General features: G+C 72.3%; 16 protein-coding genes. 9 read left to right on the plus strand and 7 right to left on the minus strand.

Going from position 1 to position 17974, the window contains the following annotated elements:
- Window positions 1-78: 78 nt before the first annotated feature.
- Complete coding sequence (locus ACZ4VT_RS17725; protein ID WP_467950604.1) at window positions 79-405, minus strand: hypothetical protein; 327 nt, start codon at window positions 403-405, stop codon at window positions 79-81.
- Window positions 406-503: 98 nt separating this feature from the next.
- Between ACZ4VT_RS17725 and ACZ4VT_RS17730 the strand changes: the two genes are divergently transcribed.
- The gene (locus ACZ4VT_RS17730; RefSeq protein ID WP_467950605.1) at window positions 504-1985 is read left to right on the plus strand and encodes a carboxylesterase/lipase family protein; all 1482 of its coding nucleotides are present in this window, start codon (window positions 504-506) and stop codon (window positions 1983-1985) included.
- On the opposite strand, the gene ACZ4VT_RS17735 is transcribed toward ACZ4VT_RS17730, so the two are convergent.
- The gene (locus tag ACZ4VT_RS17735; RefSeq protein WP_467950607.1) at window positions 1963-3246 is read right to left on the minus strand and encodes an alpha/beta hydrolase; all 1284 of its coding nucleotides are present in this window, start codon (window positions 3244-3246) and stop codon (window positions 1963-1965) included. The genes ACZ4VT_RS17730 and ACZ4VT_RS17735 overlap by 23 nt on opposite strands.
- Window positions 3247-3509: 263 nt before the next feature.
- Here ACZ4VT_RS17735 and ACZ4VT_RS17740 point away from each other — a divergent pair, with 263 nt between their 5' ends.
- Complete coding sequence (locus ACZ4VT_RS17740) at window positions 3510-4538, plus strand: TolB family protein (protein WP_467950609.1); 1029 nt, start codon at window positions 3510-3512, stop codon at window positions 4536-4538.
- A 109-nt stretch (window positions 4539-4647) separates the two neighbouring features.
- Here ACZ4VT_RS17740 and ACZ4VT_RS17745 read toward each other — a convergent pair whose 3' ends face one another.
- The gene (locus ACZ4VT_RS17745; protein ID WP_326478024.1) at window positions 4648-5334 is read right to left on the minus strand and encodes a GNAT family N-acetyltransferase; all 687 of its coding nucleotides are present in this window, start codon (window positions 5332-5334) and stop codon (window positions 4648-4650) included.
- A gap of 140 nt (window positions 5335-5474) precedes the next feature.
- Here ACZ4VT_RS17745 and ACZ4VT_RS17750 point away from each other — a divergent pair, with 140 nt between their 5' ends.
- Complete coding sequence (locus ACZ4VT_RS17750; protein WP_467950612.1) at window positions 5475-6275, plus strand: alpha/beta fold hydrolase; 801 nt, start codon at window positions 5475-5477, stop codon at window positions 6273-6275.
- A gap of 47 nt (window positions 6276-6322) precedes the next feature.
- Window positions 6323-6991 (plus strand): (2Fe-2S)-binding protein, encoded by a 669-nt coding sequence (locus tag ACZ4VT_RS17755; RefSeq protein ID WP_467950614.1) that lies wholly within the window; start codon window positions 6323-6325, stop codon window positions 6989-6991.
- A gap of 518 nt (window positions 6992-7509) precedes the next feature.
- On the opposite strand, the gene ACZ4VT_RS17760 is transcribed toward ACZ4VT_RS17755, so the two are convergent.
- Together ACZ4VT_RS17760 and ACZ4VT_RS17765 are read right to left on the minus strand one after the other, a co-directional pair.
- On the minus strand, window positions 7510-9279 hold the full coding sequence (locus ACZ4VT_RS17760) for a S8 family serine peptidase (protein ID WP_467950616.1): 1770 nt from the start codon (window positions 9277-9279) through the stop codon (window positions 7510-7512).
- Between the two features lie 265 nt (window positions 9280-9544).
- Complete coding sequence (locus tag ACZ4VT_RS17765; RefSeq protein ID WP_467950617.1) at window positions 9545-10963, minus strand: cation:dicarboxylate symporter family transporter; 1419 nt, start codon at window positions 10961-10963, stop codon at window positions 9545-9547.
- A gap of 156 nt (window positions 10964-11119) precedes the next feature.
- Here ACZ4VT_RS17765 and ACZ4VT_RS17770 point away from each other — a divergent pair, with 156 nt between their 5' ends.
- The gene (locus ACZ4VT_RS17770) at window positions 11120-12727 is read left to right on the plus strand and encodes a sensor histidine kinase (RefSeq protein WP_467950637.1); all 1608 of its coding nucleotides are present in this window, start codon (window positions 11120-11122) and stop codon (window positions 12725-12727) included.
- A complete protein-coding gene (locus tag ACZ4VT_RS17775; protein WP_351295905.1) occupies window positions 12724-13425 on the plus strand; it encodes a response regulator in 702 nt (233 codons plus the stop codon). The genes ACZ4VT_RS17770 and ACZ4VT_RS17775 overlap by 4 nt, the downstream gene beginning before the upstream one ends.
- On the opposite strand, the gene melC2 is transcribed toward ACZ4VT_RS17775, so the two are convergent.
- Both melC2 and melC1 read right to left on the minus strand, forming a co-directional pair.
- Entirely contained in the window at window positions 13383-14228 is an 846-nt protein-coding gene (gene melC2, locus ACZ4VT_RS17780; protein WP_362804816.1) for a tyrosinase MelC2, read from the minus strand. The two genes, ACZ4VT_RS17775 and melC2, sit on opposite strands and share 43 nt — an antisense overlap.
- Window positions 14225-14614 carry an apotyrosinase chaperone MelC1 gene (gene melC1 / locus ACZ4VT_RS17785; protein WP_467950620.1) on the minus strand — a complete coding sequence of 130 codons (390 nt, stop codon included), beginning with the start codon at window positions 14612-14614 and terminating at the stop codon, window positions 14225-14227. Before melC1 ends, melC2 begins: the two co-directional genes overlap by 4 nt.
- 287 nt (window positions 14615-14901) lie before the next feature.
- Here melC1 and ACZ4VT_RS17790 point away from each other — a divergent pair, with 287 nt between their 5' ends.
- The 3 genes from ACZ4VT_RS17790 (at window position 14902) to ACZ4VT_RS17800 (ending at window position 17839) form a co-directional block, all read left to right on the plus strand.
- Entirely contained in the window at window positions 14902-16293 is a 1392-nt protein-coding gene (locus ACZ4VT_RS17790) for a glutamate decarboxylase (protein ID WP_467950621.1), read from the plus strand.
- 275 nt (window positions 16294-16568) lie between these two features.
- Complete coding sequence (locus ACZ4VT_RS17795) at window positions 16569-16820, plus strand: methyltransferase domain-containing protein (RefSeq protein ID WP_467950623.1); 252 nt, start codon at window positions 16569-16571, stop codon at window positions 16818-16820.
- A gap of 158 nt (window positions 16821-16978) precedes the next feature.
- Window positions 16979-17839, plus strand: coding sequence for an RNA polymerase sigma-70 factor (locus ACZ4VT_RS17800; RefSeq protein WP_467950625.1), 861 nt, complete (start codon window positions 16979-16981; stop codon window positions 17837-17839).
- Window positions 17840-17974 lie beyond the last annotated feature (135 nt).

The raw sequence follows: 17974 nt of genomic DNA on the forward strand, positions 1-17974 counted from the left end.
ATGTGGGGCGCCGCAGACTCTGCGGCATTTGACATGGCATACAACGCAGGGACGGCCGAGGGGTCACGGCCGGTAGGCCTACCCGGTGACGGGAAAACGCACCGAGGCGAAGTAGGGCCTCACCTGGCTGACGTCGCCGGGCCGCAGCGCCCCGACCACCGGGCCCGAGCAGCCCGGTTCCCGGTAGAGGGTCGCCGTGCCCCGGGTCCCGTTCGTGACCGCCCGGGCGCCGCCGCCCTCCGCCTCGACGCAGCCCTTCGGCGCGGAGAGCCCGTGGACCTGGTCGTCCTGGCCGACGTACTGGAACTCCGGACCGGCCGCGGCCAGGGCCGGGCCGCCGAGGAGCGTGGCGCCCGCGAGCAGCAGGACGGGCACCGTGGTGTGGTGGATACGCAGGAATCGCATGCCCGTCCAACCTGGGCGGGCCCGGGCACGGTCACGCCTTGTCACCCGTTGGACGGCTGTGCGACCGTGCGCCCAGCACCAGGGTTCAGGAGGACGGGATGAGCGCAGTGGGCGACGCCGGAGCCGGCGGCGGGAGCCGGCCGAGGGTCAGGACCGCGGCCGGTGTGGTCGAGGGCCGGACCGGGGCCGGCGGGACCGCCGTCTTCCGGGGCATCCCGTACGCCGCCCCGCCCGTCGGCCCCCTCCGCTTCGCGGCGCCCCGGCCCCCGGCCGCCTGGGACGGCGTGCGCGATGCCACGGCCTTCGGCCCCACCGCGCCCAAGGTGCCCTACCCGGACACGTTCGCGGCCCTGCTGCCCGACCCCGAGATCCCCGGGGACGACTGCCTGAGCGTGAACGTGTGGACCCCCGACCCCGCGCCCGGAGCCCGGCTGCCCGTCATGGTGTGGATCCACGGCGGGGCGCACACCCGCGGCTCCTCGGCCGTGCCCGTGTACGACGGCTCGGCCTTCGCCCGTGACGGCGTCGTCCTCGTCTCCTGCAACTTCCGGCTCGGCGTCCTCGGCTACGGCCTCTTCCCCGACGCTCCCGCCAACCGCGGCCTGCTCGACCAGATCGCCGCCCTGGAATGGGTCCGCGACAACATCGAGGCCTTCGGCGGGGACCCCGCCCGGGTCACCGTCTTCGGCGAATCCGCCGGAGCCATCAGCATCGGCGCCCTCCTGGCCGCCCCGCGCGCCACCGGGCTCTTCGCCCGGGCCGTCCTGCAGAGCGGAGCCCCCGAGGTCCTGCCGCGCGACAAGGTGCGCACCATGGTCCGGCGCATGGCCTCACTGCTCAAGGCGGACGCCACCGCCGAGGCCTTCACGGCCACCGCCCTGCCCACCCTGCTCGCCGCCCAGGCCGCCGTGCTGCGCCGCTCCAGCCCGCTCCTCGGCGGACCCGCCTTCGGCCTGGTCGCCGATCCCGGCACGGTCCCCGGCGACCCCCTCGACGCCCTGACCGGCTCCACCGTCTCCGCCGACGTGCCCCTGCTCCTCGGATGGACCAGCGACGAGTACCGGCTCTGGCTCGCCCCCACCGGCGGGATGCGGCTGCTGGACCGGCTGGGCCCGCTCGCCGTGTCGCTGGCCCGCGCCCGCTCCGGCAAGGAGCGGGCCGACGTACGGGCGCTGCGCGCCGCCCTGCCCGGGGCGGGTCCGGCCGAGCTCGTCGGCCAGCTGATCACCGACCGGCTGCTGCGCGACCCGCTGCGCCGGCTCGCGGGGGCGCGGCGGGCGGCGCCGAGCTATCTGTACGAGTTCGGCTGGCCCTCCGGCGTCCCGGGGCTCGGCGCCTGCCACGCCCTGGAGATCGGCTTCGTGTTCGACACGCTCGCGGCGCCGGAGGCCTCCTGGCTGGCCGGGCCGGACGCCCCGCAGGCGCTGGCCGACGAGATGCACGCGGCCTGGGTGCGGTTCGCGGTGACGGGTGACCCGGGCTGGGCGGCCTGGGACGGAAACGGCCCGCCGAAGATGTTCGGCGGGCCGGAACTCGATCGTGCGGGGGCGCCGGTGGTTACTCGACGGGTCCTTCCATGACCTTGCTGATGAACTGGACCGGTCCCTCACCCATGTTGGGGACGTAGGTCTTGGCGTTGTGCTGGCCGCCCCTGATGACCCTCAACTCGGCGTGTATGGGCCCCTTGTTGCCGTAGGTGGCGATGAACTTCTGCACGTCCGGCAGGGTCTTCTTGTTGTTCTCGCTGTCGCCGACCTGGAAGGCCAGGTACACGTCCGGACCCTTGCTGTCGATGAGCTGCTTCGCCAGCACCTCCGGGTTGTTCTCGGCCTTCTCCTTGTCGTGGCCCTTCCACAGGGAGGAGTCCGGGACGATGTCCGGGCCGGAGGCGATCACGGCCTTGAACTTGTCCGGGTGCTTCAGCACGGCCTTCAGACCCGCGAACCCGCCGGTGGAGGAGCCCATGAAGGCCCAGCCGTCACGGGACTTGACGGTGCGGAAGTTCGCCTTCATCAGGTCGGGGACGTCCTCGGCCAGCCAGGTGCCCATCTTGGGCTGGCCGGGTATGTCGGAGCCGTCCCAGTAGATGCCCTTGTCGTCCGGCGCCGGGTTGAGCACCGGCATGGCCAGGATGAAGGGCTTGCTCTTCCCCTCGGCGTACCACTTGCTGATGCTGGTCTGCAGACCGAGGTCGGTGCCCATCCAGTAGTTGCTGGGGTAACCGGCGCCGCCCGGGAGGGCGATCATGACCGGGAAGCCGCTCTTGGCGAACTTCGGGTCGTTGTACTCCTTGGGCGCCCAGACCCAGACCTTGCCCTTGAAGCCGGACTTCTTGCCGTCCAGCGTGGTGACGGCCACGTGGGTGCCGTCGGGCAGGGTCATCGAGTTCTTGAAGTCGGCGGCCGGACCCGTCGGCATCAGCATCTTCGAGTTGGCCGCCTGCTGCGGTGCGTCGTTCTTCTTGCCGCCGCCCGCGGACGGCTGCCCGAAGGACACGGCGGAGCCCTTGTCGGTGAAGGGGGGTATCTCGTAGTGGTTCATCACGAGCGCGGCTATGCCCGCGAGCGCGAGGACGGTGGCGCCCGCGATCACCCAGCGCCGGCCCCGGGACTTGCGGCGCGGGGGCTCGGGCTGCTCCTGGTGGTCCTGCGGCTCGTACTCGTACTGCGGCTGCTGCCCGTACGGAGGCTGCGGCCGGCCGGGGGGCGGCTGCTGCCCGCCCCCGGCCCCGTACGGCTGCTGTCCGTACGGCTGGCCGTACTGGTCGCCGTAGGGCGGCTGCGGGGTCTGCCCTTGCGGCCGGTACGGCTGGTACTGCTGCCCGTCGGGTGCGTACGACATGTGCGGTGGCTCTCCGGCTGGTGCTGCCCCAGAGGGGCGGGGTGGTCTGGAAGCTGGATCCTTCCGTTCGAAGGATGAACGAAAGCATGTCAGGGTTCCGCATTTTTCCTTCTCTTGGGGTGCCCTGGGGGAGGTCATTGCCTGCCGCCCGCACGGCACATGGAGTTCCCCCACCCGACGGCGTACGTCCCTGGCTCATGCAGGGGCCGCTGGGTATGGTGCCCCCGCCCAGCCCCCGGACCCCCACCCCGCCCGGAGCCTCCATGACCTTCCAGCGCCGGATCCTGCTGTTCGCGACCGCGGTGCTCCTGCTCGCCGCCGTGGGTGTGGTCGCCGTACTGCGGGCATCGTCCCGGGCCGAGGAGAAGGACCACGCCCGGGCGGGCGGCCCGCGGATCTCGGCGGGCGCGGTCTCCCTGGCCCCGGGCGAGGACGGCCGGCGGATCGTGTTCCGCAACATGGCCTGGGGCCCGCACCGCGACGAGCTCGCCACCGTCCCGGCCGGCGCGCCCGAGGGGGACCGCACCGCGTCCGGGGTGAGCTGTCTGCGCTTCCACGCGGCCGGCGGCACCGGGGTCTGCCTCCGGGCGGACCGGAGCGGGGTCCAGGACGGCTACCAGGCCGTGATCCTCGACGCCCGCCTGAAGGAGGTGGCGGCGCATCCGCTGAACGGCGTCCCCACCCGCGCCCGCGTCTCGCCCGGCGGGCACCTCGCCGCCTGGACCGTCTTCGTCGGCGGGGACTCGTACGCCGGTACGAACTTCTCGACGCGGACCTCGGTGCTCGACCTGCGCACGGGCCGGCTCGACGCCTCGCTGGAGGACTTCACGATCCTCAAGGACGGCAAGCCGTACCGCAGCGCCGACGTGAATTTCTGGGGCGTCACCTTCGCCGCCGACGAGCGGACCTTCTACGCGACGCTGGCGACCGGCGGCCGGACCCACCTGGTCCGGGGGGACGTGGGCGCACGCACGGTGACCACCCTGCGCGAGAACGTCGAGTGCCCGTCGCTGTCACCCGGCGGGACCCGGGTGGTGTTCAAGAAGCGGGTACCGGGCCTGCCGGCCGAGGCACCGTGGCGGCTGTACGCACTCGACCTGGCCTCCGGCGCGGAGACCCCGCTCGGTGAGGAGCGCAGCGTGGACGACCAGGTGGTGTGGACCGACGACCGGACGGTCGTCTACGCCCTGCCGGGAGACTTCGGCGCCGATCTGTACTCGGTGGCGGCCGACGGGAGCGGCGCCCCCACCCGGCTCATGGACTCGGCCCTCGCCCCGGCCTTCCTCGGATGAGGAGACCGCGGCGAGGCCCCGGGAACGCCCGCCCCCACGACCGGCCCATGGCGGGCCGGGGCGGGGGCAGGACCGTTTTTCCGTTTGTCTGTTCCGGTGTCCGTTCCGGCTAGGCCGGGATCAGCGTCTTGCGGCGCCGCTTGCGCTGCGCACCGGCCGACAGCCTCAGCTCGATGATCGACCGCACGGCCGGCCACTCCTCGTCGAGGATCGAGTAGAAGGCGGTACTGCGGACGGCGCCGTCCAGTCCCCGCGAATGGGCCCGGCGGACCCCCTCGCAGGTGAAGCCGAGACGTTCCATCGCGGCTCTCGACCGGCCGTTGCGCGCGTCGGCGCGCAGCGAGATGCGCCTCACACCCCAGGTCTCGAAGGCATGGCGGAGCATGAGCAGCTTCGCCTCGGTGTTGATGCCGGTTCCCTGGGCGGCGGGGGACAGCCAGGTATTGCCGATCTCCGCGGCATCGGGGATCGCCGTCGCCGGATCGCCGAACGGGACGCCCGGCACGGCGGGCCACACCAGTGGCCCCTGCCAGTAGTCGAGTTCCAGGAACCGGGTCGAACCGACGACACGCCCGTCAGTGGCTCTGACGATGGCGAAGGGGAGCGATCGACCCGCCGCCTGATCGGCGAGGGCACGGTCGATGTACTCGTGGGACGCCTGCACCCCATGGGGTACGGGGGTGAAGGCGTAAGTCGTACGATCCTCGGCCCCGGCCACGGCCAGAGCCTCGGTGTGGTGGGGGGCGAGGGGCTCGAGCCGCACGGTGCGGCCCGCGAGGTGTACGGGTACGGGCACGGAGCCTTCGGTCCTTCTGGGCGGTGGGGTGGTTGCACAGTCTGCGTCCATGACGTCGCCCCCCGTGCAAAACACGAGTGAAAGGCAACCGGCTGTCAGGTGAACGCGAGTGGCTCAATGTAGCCCCTTAATGTCCTCTCATGAACCCCCAATTTGGCAATGGTGTGACGCTGATTTTCGAGGACTTGGGTCCCCGCGACGGAGCGCCCGTAATCCTGATCCACGGACATCCCTTCAACCGCACGATGTGGGCCCCCCAGACGGCCGCGCTCACGGCCGCCGGGTACCGTGTGATCGCCGCTGACCTGCGGGGATACGGGGAAAGCCCGGTCGTACCGGGCAAGGCCCTGCTCGCCGATCTCGCCGATGATCTCGCCTCCCTCCTCGCCCGCCTGGGCATCGAACAGGTGGTCGTCGGTGGTGTGTCCATGGGCGGTCAGATCGCGATGGAGCTCCGACTGCGCCACCCGGGTCTGGTAAGGGCCCTCGTGCTCTCCGACACCTCGCCGGTCCCGGAGACGGACGAGGGCGCGAAGCTGCGCCGGGAGACGGCCGAACGGCTGATCGCCGAGGGCATGCGGCCGTACGCCGAGGAGGTCATGGACAAGATGCTGGCGCCCTACAACGTGACCGGCATGCCCGAGGCCGCCGCACGGGTGAGCGCCATGATGTGCGCGACCGACCCGCAGGGCGCGGCCGCCGCGCTGCGCGGCCGGGCCGAGCGCCCCGACTACCGGCCCGTCCTCGCCGAGACCGCGGAGCCCTGCCTGGTGCTGGTCGGCGCGGACGACGTCTACACACCGGTGGCCGAGGCCGAGGCGCTGCACGCGCTGCTGCCGAACGCGGTGCTCACCGTCATCGAGGGGGCCGGCCACCTGCCCGGCGTGGAGCAGCCGGAGGCCTTCAACCGGGCGCTGCTGGAGTTCCTCGCCGGGCTCTGAGCCGACCGCCCGGGGTCGCCCCGGCCGCGCCTGAGATCATTGCGGGCATGGACGACGTACTGCGGCGACTGGCCGCCGTGGGGCCCTTCTTCACCGTCCCGTACGGGACGGAGCCGCCCGGGCCCGGCTTCCGGCCGCTGACGGCGCTGTACGGGGAGCGGCTGGGGCCGTACGTAGCGGAGGTGGGCCGGCGGATCGGCAGCGGCCCCGGCCGCGTCGCCGCCTCGACGGCCCAGCTCGGGATCGCCTCCCGGCTGTGGTCGCTCGGGCTGGGGTGCGCGGCGCTGGCCGGGCGGGTGCCCGACCTGGCCGCAGACCGGGTGTGGTGGAGGCTGCCGGACGCGGGGTCGCTGGAGCTGTGGCTGCCCGAGCCCGTGGACCGGCCGGCCGAGACGCTCGGCGAGACGGTCCTGGGGAACCTGGCCGTGCTCGACGCGGGTCTGCGGGAGCGGTTCGGGGTCTCCCAGAAGGTCCTGCGGGGGAACGCGGCGTCCGGGCTCGTCGGCGCGCTGCGGGTGCTGCTCGACCGGGTGCCGGGCGGCGCGGCCGTGGCGCTGGCGGGCGCCCTGCTGGCCGAGGGCGGAGCCCTGGCGGGGACCGGCACCTTCGTCCACGAGGAGGGGCTCGGGGTGGCCTTCGTACGGCGCAGCTGCTGCCTGTACTACCGGGTGCCCGGCGGCGGGCTCTGCGGGGACTGCGTGCTGCGGACGCGGTAGGGGCCGTTCGGATGGGCGCAGGGTGTGGCCGGCTGCGGCGCCACCCGGGCTGCTCCTACGGTCCGCTGCATGACGGCTCCTTCACCGCACCAGCCGTCCGAGCTGTCCCGCCGTGCCGCGCTCACCGGACTCGCCGCCGGTGCGGGCTCCCCTCGCCCTGGGCGGCGGCGCCCGGGCGGTGGCCGCCGACGGCCCCGGCCAGGGACAGCCGGCGCGCGCCACCGCCTTCGCGCACCGGCGCGCGGCGGTCGTCTGCCAGCCGGGCTGCGTCAGCCCGTGGCTCGGCTTCGACAAGGAGCTGCGCGACGCTGGCCTTCACGGTCAAGAAGCGCTTCGAGACCTTCTACCCGGGCCGGCCGCGGCAGATGTACGACCTGCTGACCTCGCGCACGGAGTAGGTGAAGATGAAGGAGGCCACCGGGGCGCAGTTGCACTGCTCCCCGATGGCCCCCCAACAGCACGGCGAGGCCGTCTTCGACTGGCTCGCGGATGGGTTCAGGTCCCCCAGGACCGCCTTCTCAGAAGGTCAGGTTCCAGGAGTCGATCTTGCCGGTGTCGCCGCCGGCGTTGTCGTTGACCCGCAGCTTCCAGGTGCCGTTCGCGACCTCGGAGGAGGCGTTGACGGTGAAGACCTGGCTGATGTTGTCGGTGCTGCCGCCGGCCCGGTTGTGGACCGTGTAGACGGTGCCGTCCGGGGCGATCAGGTCGACCTTCAGGTCACCGATGTAGGTGTGCACGATGTTCACGCCCACCTTGAGGGTGGCCGGGGCGTTGCCGGTCACCCCGCTGACGGTGATCGGGCTCTCCACGGTGGTGTTGTCGCCGATGGCGAAGTCACCGGGGTTCTCGAAGTACTTGCCGGGCGGCGGGGTGGAGCCGACCGCCTTGAGGGCGTCGACCTGGCCCTCGCCGAAGAAGCCGTTCTTCGCCGTGGTGCCCTTGCAGCGGCTGTCCGACGGGCAGGCGACGTCGTTGGCCTGGGTGGCCAGCTTGTCGCGCAGCTGCGCCGGGGTGATGCCCGGGTTGGTGCTGGCGAGCAGGGCCGCCACACCGGCGACGTGCGGGGACGCCATCGACGTACCGCTCATGCTGCCGTACTTGCCGCCCGGCAGGGTGCTGTAGATGCCGGTGGCGTCGCCGCCGGGGGCCGTGACGTCGACGACGTTCAGGCCGTAGTTGGAGTACGAGGCCTTCGCGGTGGTGCCCATCGCGGAGACCGTGACCACGCCCGGGAGTTCGGTCGGGATGTCCAGGCAGGCGTTGGTGATGGTGCGGGTGACCGGGGTGGAGTCGTTCGGGGACTCGGTGTCGGTCGTCTTGTTGGCCAGGTCGATGTTGGAGTTGCCGGCCGCCGCGACCTGCAGCGAGCCCTTGCCCTCGGCGTACTCCTGGGCGCGCTTGACGCCCTCGATGATCGCGGCCTGGTCGGCGTTGTCCGGGCAGTTGAACTGCCACGGGTCCGTGTAGTAGCTGTTGTTGGTGACCTTGAAGCCGTGGTCACCGGCCCACATGAAGCCGCAGACCGTGTTCTCGGCGAAGAAGAGCGAGGACGTCGGCTCGGCGATGCGCACCGAGGAGATCTTCACGCCCGGCGCGACGCCGATGACGCCCTTGCCGTTCTTGGCGGCGGCGACCGTACCGGCCACGTGCGTGCCGTGGGTGCCGACGTCCCGCCAGGCGCCCGAACGGGTGTCCGGCTTGCCGTAGGCGCAGGACGCGGAGTCCGCCGCGTTGAAGTTCGGGGCCAGGTCCTGGTGCTGGTCGTCCACACCGGTGTCCAGGATGCCGACCTTGACGGAGGCGGAACCGGTGGTGACGGCCCAGGCCTGGTCGGCCTTGATCTGGGTCATGTCCGCGCGGACCGGCTCGCCCGAAGGCGTCGTGGACTGCGCCGGGTTGGCGGGCAGCGCCGGGTTGTAGGCGTCCGCCGGCACGTCCGAGGTGCGGGTGGCGCCGACCTGCTGGACGCCGCTCACACCGCGCATGGTGGAGGCGAAGGTGCCGGACGCGGAGTGGGCGATGATCACGCCGATCGCGTCGTAGTTGTTGAACACCGTGCCGCCGTTGGCGGTGACGGCGTTGCGCACCGCCGTGGTGTCACCGGGGGCGGTGATCACGAGGTAGGCGCGGGTGCCGGCAACCCAGGTCGCACTCTGGGAAGTCGGGGCCGCGGCCTGGGGTGCCGCCGCCGCGGGGGCGGGGGAGCCGGAGGGAGAGACGGGGGCGGTGCCGGCGAGCGCGGCGGGGGCGCCGAAGGCGAGTGCCGCGCCGAGCGTGGCGGCTAGCACGAGGGTACGTCGAGGTCGGCTGGATATGTGGGGTATCAATGCGTCCTCCGAAGACCCGGTGGTCATGCCGGGTCGTACGAAACAAGTGGTGGACGCAAGATGTCATGCACGCGGCCGGTTACGGAAGTACCTTTTGCAGCACCGGGGTTCGTTTATCGGTGGCCGAATCCCGACTATGGGTACAAGTGCGGAGAATGTGGCGGGCCGGCCGGGCTGGGCACCGTGGGGGCGAGCCCTGCCCGGCCGGCCCGTGCGGGCGGTCCGGCTAGACCGGTACGCCGTCCTTGGGGCCGTGCGACGGGGCAGGCATGGCGGTCGGCGCCGTGTCGGACCCGGCGGGATCCGACCCGGCCGACTCTGTCCGGGCCGGCTCCGTCCCCGCCGGCGCCCCGTGCCCGTCGTCGACCAGCGTGGACTCGTCGAACGGCAGCCGGCCCCCGAGGACTTCGGCGGCCCGCGCGTGGTCGAACTCCTTCGTCCACGTCCCGATGAGCACCGTCGCGACCGCGTTGCCCGCGAAGTTGGTCAGGGCCCGGGCCTCGCTCATGAACCGGTCGATGCCCACGATCAGGCCGACCCCGTCCACCAGTTCCGGCCGGTGCGACTGGAGTCCGCCGGCGAGCGTCGCCAGGCCCGCGCCGGTCACCCCGGCCGCGCCCTTCGAGGCGATGATCATGAACAGCAGCAGCGAGATCTGCTCGCCCAGGGCGAGCGGCTTGCCCATCGCCTCGGCGACGAACAGCGAGGACATCGTCAGATAGATCGCGGTCCCGTCCAGGTTGAAGGAGTACCCGGTCGGCACGGTGATCCCGGTGACCGGCCGCGACACCCCCAGGTGCTCCATCTTCGCGATCAGCCGCGGCAGCGCCGACTCCGACGAGGAGGTCGAGAGGATCAGCAGGAACTCCCGGCCCAGGTAGCGCAGCAGCGCGAAGACGCTGACCCCCGTGCACACCCGCAGCAGGGTGCCCAGGACCACGAACACGAAGAGCAGACAGGTCGTGTAGAAGCCGATCATGATGACGGCGAGGGACTTCAGCGCGTCGATGCCGGTGGCCCCGACCACCGCCGCGATCGCCCCGAAGGCGCCCACCGGAGCCGCCCACATGATCATCGCGAGGACCCGGAACACCAGCTTCTGGATGTGCCCGATGCCCCGCAGCACCGGCTCTCCCGCCGCGCCCATGGCCTGTAGCGCGAACCCGCAGAGCAGCGCCACCAGCAGCGTCTGGAGCACCTCGCCCCCGGTGAAGGCGGACACCAGTGTGGTCGGGATGATCCCGAGCAGGAATTCCGGCGTGCTCTCCGCCCCGCCCGCCTTGGCCTGCGCCTCGCCCGCGCTGCGCGCCGCCTCGGTCAGGTGCAGGCCGCTGCCCGGCTCCAGCAGGTTGCCCACCAGCAGGCCGATGGCCAGCGCCACCGTGGACATGATCATGAAGTAGCCGAGGGCGAGACCGCCGACGGCGCCCACCTTGGCGGCCTTGCGGACGGACCCGATGCCCAGCACGATCGTGCAGAAGATCACGGGCGAGATCATCATCTTGATGAGGTTGACGAAGCCGGTGCCCAGAGGCTTGAGCTCCACGGCCACGCCGGGTGCGGCGAAGCCGACGGCGATGCCGAGCAGCACCGCGCCGATCACCGCGATGTAGAGATAGTGCGTTCTGTCGCGTCTGGCGGCCACGATGCCTCCCGGTGGTGAATACGTTCGGGGAGACCATCGCCCAGGGCTGTGACCCCGGTCACCCTTGCGTTCATTGAGTTCACGACCCGGTGCACACTGAGCGCCATGTTCCGCTTCCCCCGGCCCCCGCGCAGCCTCGCCGGCCAGCTCTTCGCCATGCAGGTCCTGCTGGTCGCGCTGGTCGTCGCGGGCTGCGCCGTCTACGCGTACGCCACCGCCCGGGGCCAGGCCGAGGAGGCCGCCCGGCGGCAGGCCGGCGCCGTGGCCCACGCGGTCGCCGACTCACCTTCCGTACGCGAGGCCGTACGGGGAGCGGCCCGCGGGAGCGATCCGTCGATCGAGCTGCAGCCCTACGCCCAGAAGGTCCGCGCGGACTCCGGGGTGGACTTCGTGACGATCATGGCCCCCGACGGGCGGCGCTGGACCCACCCCGACCCGCGCCGGATCGGCGAGCCCTTCATGGGCAACACCGCCCCCGCGCTGCGCGGCGAGACCTTCAGCGAGACCTACACGGGCACCCTCGGCCCCTCCATCCGTGTCGTCACCCCGCTGGAGGACGACGGCCGGATCGTCGGCATGGTGAGCGCCGGGATCACGGTCCGCGCGATCAGCGACCGGCTCGGCGCGCAGCTCTCCGCCCTCGCCTGGGTCGCGGCCGCCGCCCTCGCCCTCGGCGGGGTCGGCACGTACGTCGTCAACGCCCGGCTGCGCCGCCACACTCATGGCATGAACGCGGCCGAGCTCAGCCGGATGTACGACTACCACCAGGCGGCTCTGCACGGGGTCCGCGAGGGGCTGCTCATGCTCGACGGGCAGCGCAGGATCACCCTGATCAACGACGCCGGGCGGGAACTGCTGGGCCTGCCCGGCGGTGAGATCACCGGCACCGGGGTCGCCGACCTCGGCCTGCCGGCCCCCCTCACCGGGGCCCTGCTCGCCGACCGGCCCCGGGTGGACGAGGTGCACCTGACCGCGGACCGGGTGCTGGTCGTCAACAGCTCGCCGGTGGCGGGCGGCGGCCGCCGGGGCACCGTGGTCACCTTGCGGGACCACACGGAACTGCAGGCGCTGACCGGCGAGCTGGACCACGAGCGGGGTTTCACGCAGGCCCTGCGCTCCCAGGCACACGAGGCAGCCAACCGGCTGCACACCGTGGTCTCGCTCATCGAACTCGGCCGCGCGGACGAGGCGGTGGACTTCGCCACCGCCGAACTGGAACTGGCCCAGGCCCTCACCGACGAGGTGGTCACCGCGGTCGGGGAGCCGGTGCTGGTGGCGCTGCTGCTGGGCAAGGCCGCGCAGGCGCACGAGCGGGGCGTGGAGCTGGTCGTCACCGCGGACAGCCGCAGCCTGGCCGACGGGGGCGGGCTGCCGCCGGCCCGTGACCTCGTCACGGTGCTGGGCAACCTCATCGACAACGCGGTCGACGCCGTGACCGCCGTACCGGGCGCGCGGATCGCGGTGACGCTGCGGCCGGAACGGGACGAGCTGCTGCTGCGGGTCGCGGACAACGGACCCGGGCTGCCCGAGGGAGTCGACGTGTTCCGCCGGGGCTGGTCCGGCAAGGGCGAGGGGCGCGGCCTCGGCCTCGCCCTGGTCCAGCAGGTGGCCCAGCGCCGCGGCGGCACGGTGACCGCCGCGCAGGGCCCGGGTGGCGGGGCGGAGTTCACGGTCCGCCTGCCGGCCCCGCAGGGGGTCGAGCCGGATCAGGCCGTGCCCCCGCGGGGCGCCGCGGCGGATCCGGCCGCGGGGGGCCCGCGATGAGCGCGGGAGACGTACGCGTCCTGGTGGTCGAGGACGACCCGGTGGCCGCCGACGCGCACGCGCTCTACGTGGGCCGGGTGCCGGGCTTCAGCGCCGTGGGCGCCGTCCACTCCCTCGCCGAGGCCACCCGGGTCCTGGAGCGGACCCGCGTCGACCTGCTGCTGCTCGACCTCGGGCTGCCCGACGGGCACGGCCTGCGCTACGCACGCGGGCTGCGCGCCGCCGGACATCCCGTCGACGTGATCGTGGTGACTTCCGCACGGGATCTGGCCGTGGTGCGCGAGAGCGTCTCCCTCGGGGTGGTCCAGTACGTACTGAAGCCCTTCGCCTTCCCCACGCTGCGCGAACGGCTCCTGCGCTATGCCGAGTTCCGCGCTACCGCGGGCGAGGCCGCCGGCCAGGACGACGTGGACCGGGCGATGGCCGCCCTGCGCGCGCCCCGTCCGGCCGAGCTGCCCAAGGGGCTGAGCGCGCCGACCCTGGACCGGGTGGCCGCGCTGCTGCGGGCGGCGCCCGAGGGGCTGACCGCGGCGGGGGCGGCCGAGGCGGCCGGGATCTCCCGGATCACGGCACGCCGCTACCTGGAGCACCTGGTGGACACCGGCCGCGCGGACCGCACCCCCCGGTACGGCCAGGTCGGCCGCCCCGAACTGCACTACCGCTGGCTGGCGGCGGCCGGTTCGGTGTCGAAGGTGTAGAACTTCCGGTGGTTCAGCATGTCGGCGGGGGTCACGTCGTTCCACGGCCGCATCGTGTCGTTCAGGTCCACGACGTTCGCGGTACCCGCGGCCGGCAGGTAGGTGGACTGCGGATGGCGTGCCTGCCAGTCGGCCCACAGCTTGTCGATGAAGGCGTGGTGCATCCAGAACACCGGGTCGTTCGGGGAGACCCCGGTGGACATCTGGCCGCCGACCCACACGTGCACCCGGTTGTGCAGGTTGGCGCCGCGCCAGCCCTCAAGGTTGTTGCGGAAGCCGCTGGACGAGCTGTTCCAGGGGGCCGCGTCGTACACCGGCATGGCGAGCACGGCGTCCACCTCGGCCTTGGTCGGCAGCTGGGCGACGCCCTCGCCGAGCGTGCGGCGCAGGTAGGCGCGGCCGTCCACCCGTACGTTCACGTTCCACTTGCCGGTGGCGTAGGCGAAGGGTCCGTCGAGGACCTGTCCGTCGCGGGCCCGTCCGGTGCCGCCGAGGAAGTCGGGGGCCCAGAGCGAGGAGCGGGAGGTGCGGTCCACGGTCCAGTCCCAGTACGGGAGCGCGACGTTCGCGTCCACTTTCTGCAGCGCCGCCTCGAATTCCAGCAGGAACCGGCGGTGCCAGGGCAGGAACGAGGGGGAGCGGTGGCCGACCCTGTCGCCCGAGTCGGTGTCGCTCATGATGAAGCCGTTGTGGGTGGTGACGAAGCGGTCGTAGCTGCCGGTGCGCTTGAGCTCCAGGAGGGCCGAGGTGAAGGCGCGCTTCTCGTCGGCCGTCAGCGTGGCCTGGTTCTTGCGGACGGTCATGCCGCACCTCCGAAGGGGGCGAGGGCGGCGCCCTGGAGGTCGCGCACGGCGGCGCGGGCGAGCAGGGTCGGGTCGGAGAACGTCTCGTAGTGGTTGATCACGCTGATCCAGGTTCCGTCGGCGTTGCGCATCACGTGCAGTTCGCGGCCGTCTATTCGTACGGTGGGCTGGCCGGGGGAGTGGTGGCCGCCGTGGTGGCCCCCCTCGCCCGGGGTGATCTGGATGCGGCGGCCCTTGTAGACCTGGTCGACCGTGCCCGGGGGTGTGGACGCGGTGGGGGTCGCGGCGGCGCTTGTGGCGACGCTCGCGGCGGCAGCGGTCAGGCCAACGACGGTGAGTGCACCGGCGGTTGTACCCAGGGCCTGACGGCGGGTGATCTTGTTCATGGCCAGAGAGGTATCAGGGCCGGGGGGACGTCGGACCGCTATCCGGACATCGGCGGATATGTTGCGCATAGAACAAGTTGGATGATCTTCCCGTTCGGGCTGGATCCAGGGGTTCGAACGGGAAGATCTGCGGGGGTGAGTCTACTGGACGGTAATTTTTTCGGACTGCCAAGGCTCGTATGGGGAGGGTCACACCGCAGAGTCGGCCGGAAGCGGAGCGTCATCCACCCCTCGCGTCGCCTCGATCTCATCCCGAATTGGGAGACTCTGTCACCTATAGTCCCGATATGGCTCTTCATGAGACGAAGGACGCGCGCTCCAGTGACGCCGACACGGACGTGTTCGCGTCCGCGCTGAGCGGCGAGGTCCTCCCCAAGTACCGGATGCCCGAGGAACACTCGCCCACCGAGGTCGTCTACGAACTGCTCCGCAACGAACTCCTCCTGGACGGCAACGCCGCCCAGAACCTGGCCACCTTCTGCACCACCTGGTCGGACGAGGGCGTCCACCGCCTGATGAACGACTGCCTCGACAAGAACATGATCGACAAGGACGAGTACCCGCAGACCGCCGAGATCGAGTCCCGCTGCGTCAACATCCTGGCGGACCTGTGGAACGCCCCCGCCGGCGTCACCGCGACAGGCTGCTCGACCACCGGCTCCAGCGAGGCCGCCATGCTCGGCGGCCTCGCCCTCAAATGGCGCTGGCGCGAACGCCGCCGCGCCGCCGGGCTCCCCACGGACCGCCCCAACCTGGTGTGCGGCCCGGTCCAGGTCTGCTGGGAGAAGTTCGCCCGCTACTTCGACGTCGAGCTGCGCCAGGTCCCGATGGAGCCCGGCGCGAACGGCCTGCTGCCCCATCAGCTCGCCGCGTACGTCGATGAGAACACCATCGGCGTCGTCGCCATCCTGGGCGTCACCTACACCTGTGTGTACGAGCCCGTCGCCGAGATCGCCGCCGAACTCGACCGGATCCAGGCCGAGAGCGGCTGGGACGTCCCCATCCACGTGGACGGCGCAAGCGGCGGATTCGTCGCGCCCTTCCTCCACCCCGACGTGGTGTGGGACTTCCGGCTGCCGCGCGTCGCCTCCGTGAACACCTCCGGCCACAAGTACGGGCTCACGCCCCTCGGAGTCGGCTGGATCGTCTGGCGCACCGCCGACCTGCTCCCCGCGGACCTCGTCTTCGACGTGGACTACCTGGGCGGTGACATGCCGACCTTCGCCCTGAACTTCTCCCGCCCCGGCGGCGAGATCATCGCCCAGTACTACCTCTTCCTGCGCCTGGGCCGGGGCGGCTACCGGCGCGTCCAGGAGGCCTGCGCCCAGACCGCCCAGTACCTGGCCGGGGAGATCGCCGGGATGGGCCCCTTCACCCTCCTCTACGACGGCGAGGGCGGCCTGCCGGCCGTCTCCTACAAGCTCACCGACCCGCAAGCGGCCGGCTTCACCCTCTACGACCTCTCCGATCGGCTGCGCATGAGGGGCTGGCAGGTGCCCTCGTACCCGCTGCCCGCGGACCGGGAGGACACGGTCATCCAGCGCGTCCTCGTCCGGCACGGCGTGACCCGGGACCAGATCGCCCTGCTCGTCGCCGATCTGCGCCGGTCCGTGGAGCACCTCACGGCCTCACCCCCGCCCGTACCGAACGCGGCGCCCCGTTCGGGGTTCCACCACTGACAGCCGCACGGCGCAGCGGCCGTCCGACGCGTGGGTGCAGGGGCGCGCCTGTGAGCGGTACACGGGCCGGTGGAGCCGTCAGGGCGCCGAGGTGTTCGTCGCACGGCACGGCGCCCGGAGCGGTCTGCGGTGGCTGGACGTCGGACGCGGCACCGCAGCGCTGACCCTGACGGTGGCGGCCCGGTGCCGGCCGCTCGCCGTGGTGGGACTGGACCGGTCCCCCGGACTCCAGCGCGCCGGCCCGGGCCGCCGCGCCCGGGCCGGCCCGCTTCGCCGTGGCCGACGCGTCGGGGCTGCCGCTGCGCGACGCCGTGTTCGACGCGGCCGTCAGCGGGCCGGCCCTCGACTTCCTCGAACCGCCCGGGCCCGCGGTGGCCGAAGCCGCCCGGGTGGTCCGGCCGGGCGGGCTGGTCGCGGCGTACCTGTGGGAGTGCACCGAGGGCATGGACCTCCTGCGCCGCTTCCGGGACGCCGCGGCCTCCGTCGATCCGGCGGCCGCCCCGCTGGACGAGGGCCGGCGGCCGTGAGACGCCTACGCCCGCCCGGCGGAGACGTGTGACCCCGGTCACCTCGCAGGAGTGTCACGTTCGGCCCCGGCGGCTTGTCCCCTGGACATGAACGGAACGAAGAACCACCAGGTGAACCCCACTTGATCGAACAGGAGGCTGATGCCACGGTGTCGATCATGAATGATCACTTCGAGGAGCACCGGCGGCTGCTGTTCGCCGCCGCCTACCGCATGCTGGGCAGCGTCGCCGACGCCGAGGACATCGTGCAGGACGCCTGGCTGGCCTGGAACCGCGCCGACCGGACGGCCGTCGAGCACCCCAGGGCCTACCTGGTGCGCACCGTCACCAACCTGAGCCTGAACCGGCTGAAGTCGGCCCAGGCCGTCCGCGAGGCGTACGTCGGGCCCTGGCTCCCCGAACCCCTCCTCACCTCGCCCGACATCGCCGAGGAGGCCGAATTGACCGACACCGTCTCCATGGCGGTCCTGGTCGTACTGGAGACCCTGACCCCGACCGAACGCGCGGTGTTCATGCTCCGCGAGGTGTTCGGGTACCCCTACGCCGAGATCGCGGAGGTCGTCGGGAAGTCCGAGGCGAACGTCCGCCAGTGCGCGCACCGCGCCCGCGAACACGTCCAGGCCCGCCGCCCCCGCTTCACCGCCGGCGCGGCCGAACAGCGGGAGATCGCCGAGAAGTTCCGCGCGGCCTGCGCCGGCGGAGACCTCGGCGAGGTGCTCGAACTCCTCGCCCCGGACGTCGTCACCTGGTCGGACGGCGGCGGCGTCGTCACCGCCGCCCGCCGCCCGCTGCACGGAGCCGACCACGTCGCCCGCTGGTGGCTCGGTGTCCTGGCCAAACCCCAGGCCGCCGAAGGGGAGATGCGCCTCGCCGAGATCAACGGCGAGCCCGGCCTGCTGCTCGTCCTCGGCGGCGTGAACATCGGCGCGATGACCTTCGAGGCCGTCGACGGCCGGATCACCGCACTGCGCATCACCGTCAACCCGGAGAAGCTGCGCGGCATCCAGCCGCGCCCCTGAACGGAGGCGGGGGCCCCGCGGGGGGGGCGCGCCCGACGGGGGGGCTCCTGCCCGAAGGCAGGGTTCCCCCGTGGCCCAGGGGGTTGCGCGGCGCCGGAAGTCTCCGTTCACCAAAGGGCACCCATCCCCCTGTGA

The sequence above is a fragment of the Streptomyces sp. NPDC029164 genome, from assembly GCF_055563995.1.

Coding starts and splice junctions, on each gene's coding strand:
- ACZ4VT_RS17725 (WP_467950604.1), bottom strand. CDS start 405: ATGCGATTCCTGCGTATCCACCACACCACGGTGCCCGTCCTGCTGCTC.
- ACZ4VT_RS17730 (WP_467950605.1), top strand. CDS start 504: ATGAGCGCAGTGGGCGACGCCGGAGCCGGCGGCGGGAGCCGGCCGAGG.
- ACZ4VT_RS17735 (WP_467950607.1), bottom strand. CDS start 3,246: ATGTCGTACGCACCCGACGGGCAGCAGTACCAGCCGTACCGGCCGCAA.
- ACZ4VT_RS17740 (WP_467950609.1), top strand. CDS start 3,510: ATGACCTTCCAGCGCCGGATCCTGCTGTTCGCGACCGCGGTGCTCCTG.
- ACZ4VT_RS17750 (WP_467950612.1), top strand. CDS start 5,475: ATGAACCCCCAATTTGGCAATGGTGTGACGCTGATTTTCGAGGACTTG.
- ACZ4VT_RS17755 (WP_467950614.1), top strand. CDS start 6,323: ATGGACGACGTACTGCGGCGACTGGCCGCCGTGGGGCCCTTCTTCACC.
- ACZ4VT_RS17770 (WP_467950637.1), top strand. CDS start 11,120: ATGCAGGTCCTGCTGGTCGCGCTGGTCGTCGCGGGCTGCGCCGTCTAC.
- ACZ4VT_RS17775 (WP_351295905.1), top strand. CDS start 12,724: ATGAGCGCGGGAGACGTACGCGTCCTGGTGGTCGAGGACGACCCGGTG.
- melC2 (WP_362804816.1), bottom strand. CDS start 14,228: ATGACCGTCCGCAAGAACCAGGCCACGCTGACGGCCGACGAGAAGCGC.
- melC1 (WP_467950620.1), bottom strand. CDS start 14,614: ATGAACAAGATCACCCGCCGTCAGGCCCTGGGTACAACCGCCGGTGCA.
- ACZ4VT_RS17790 (WP_467950621.1), top strand. CDS start 14,902: ATGGCTCTTCATGAGACGAAGGACGCGCGCTCCAGTGACGCCGACACG.
- ACZ4VT_RS17800 (WP_467950625.1), top strand. CDS start 16,979: ATGAATGATCACTTCGAGGAGCACCGGCGGCTGCTGTTCGCCGCCGCC.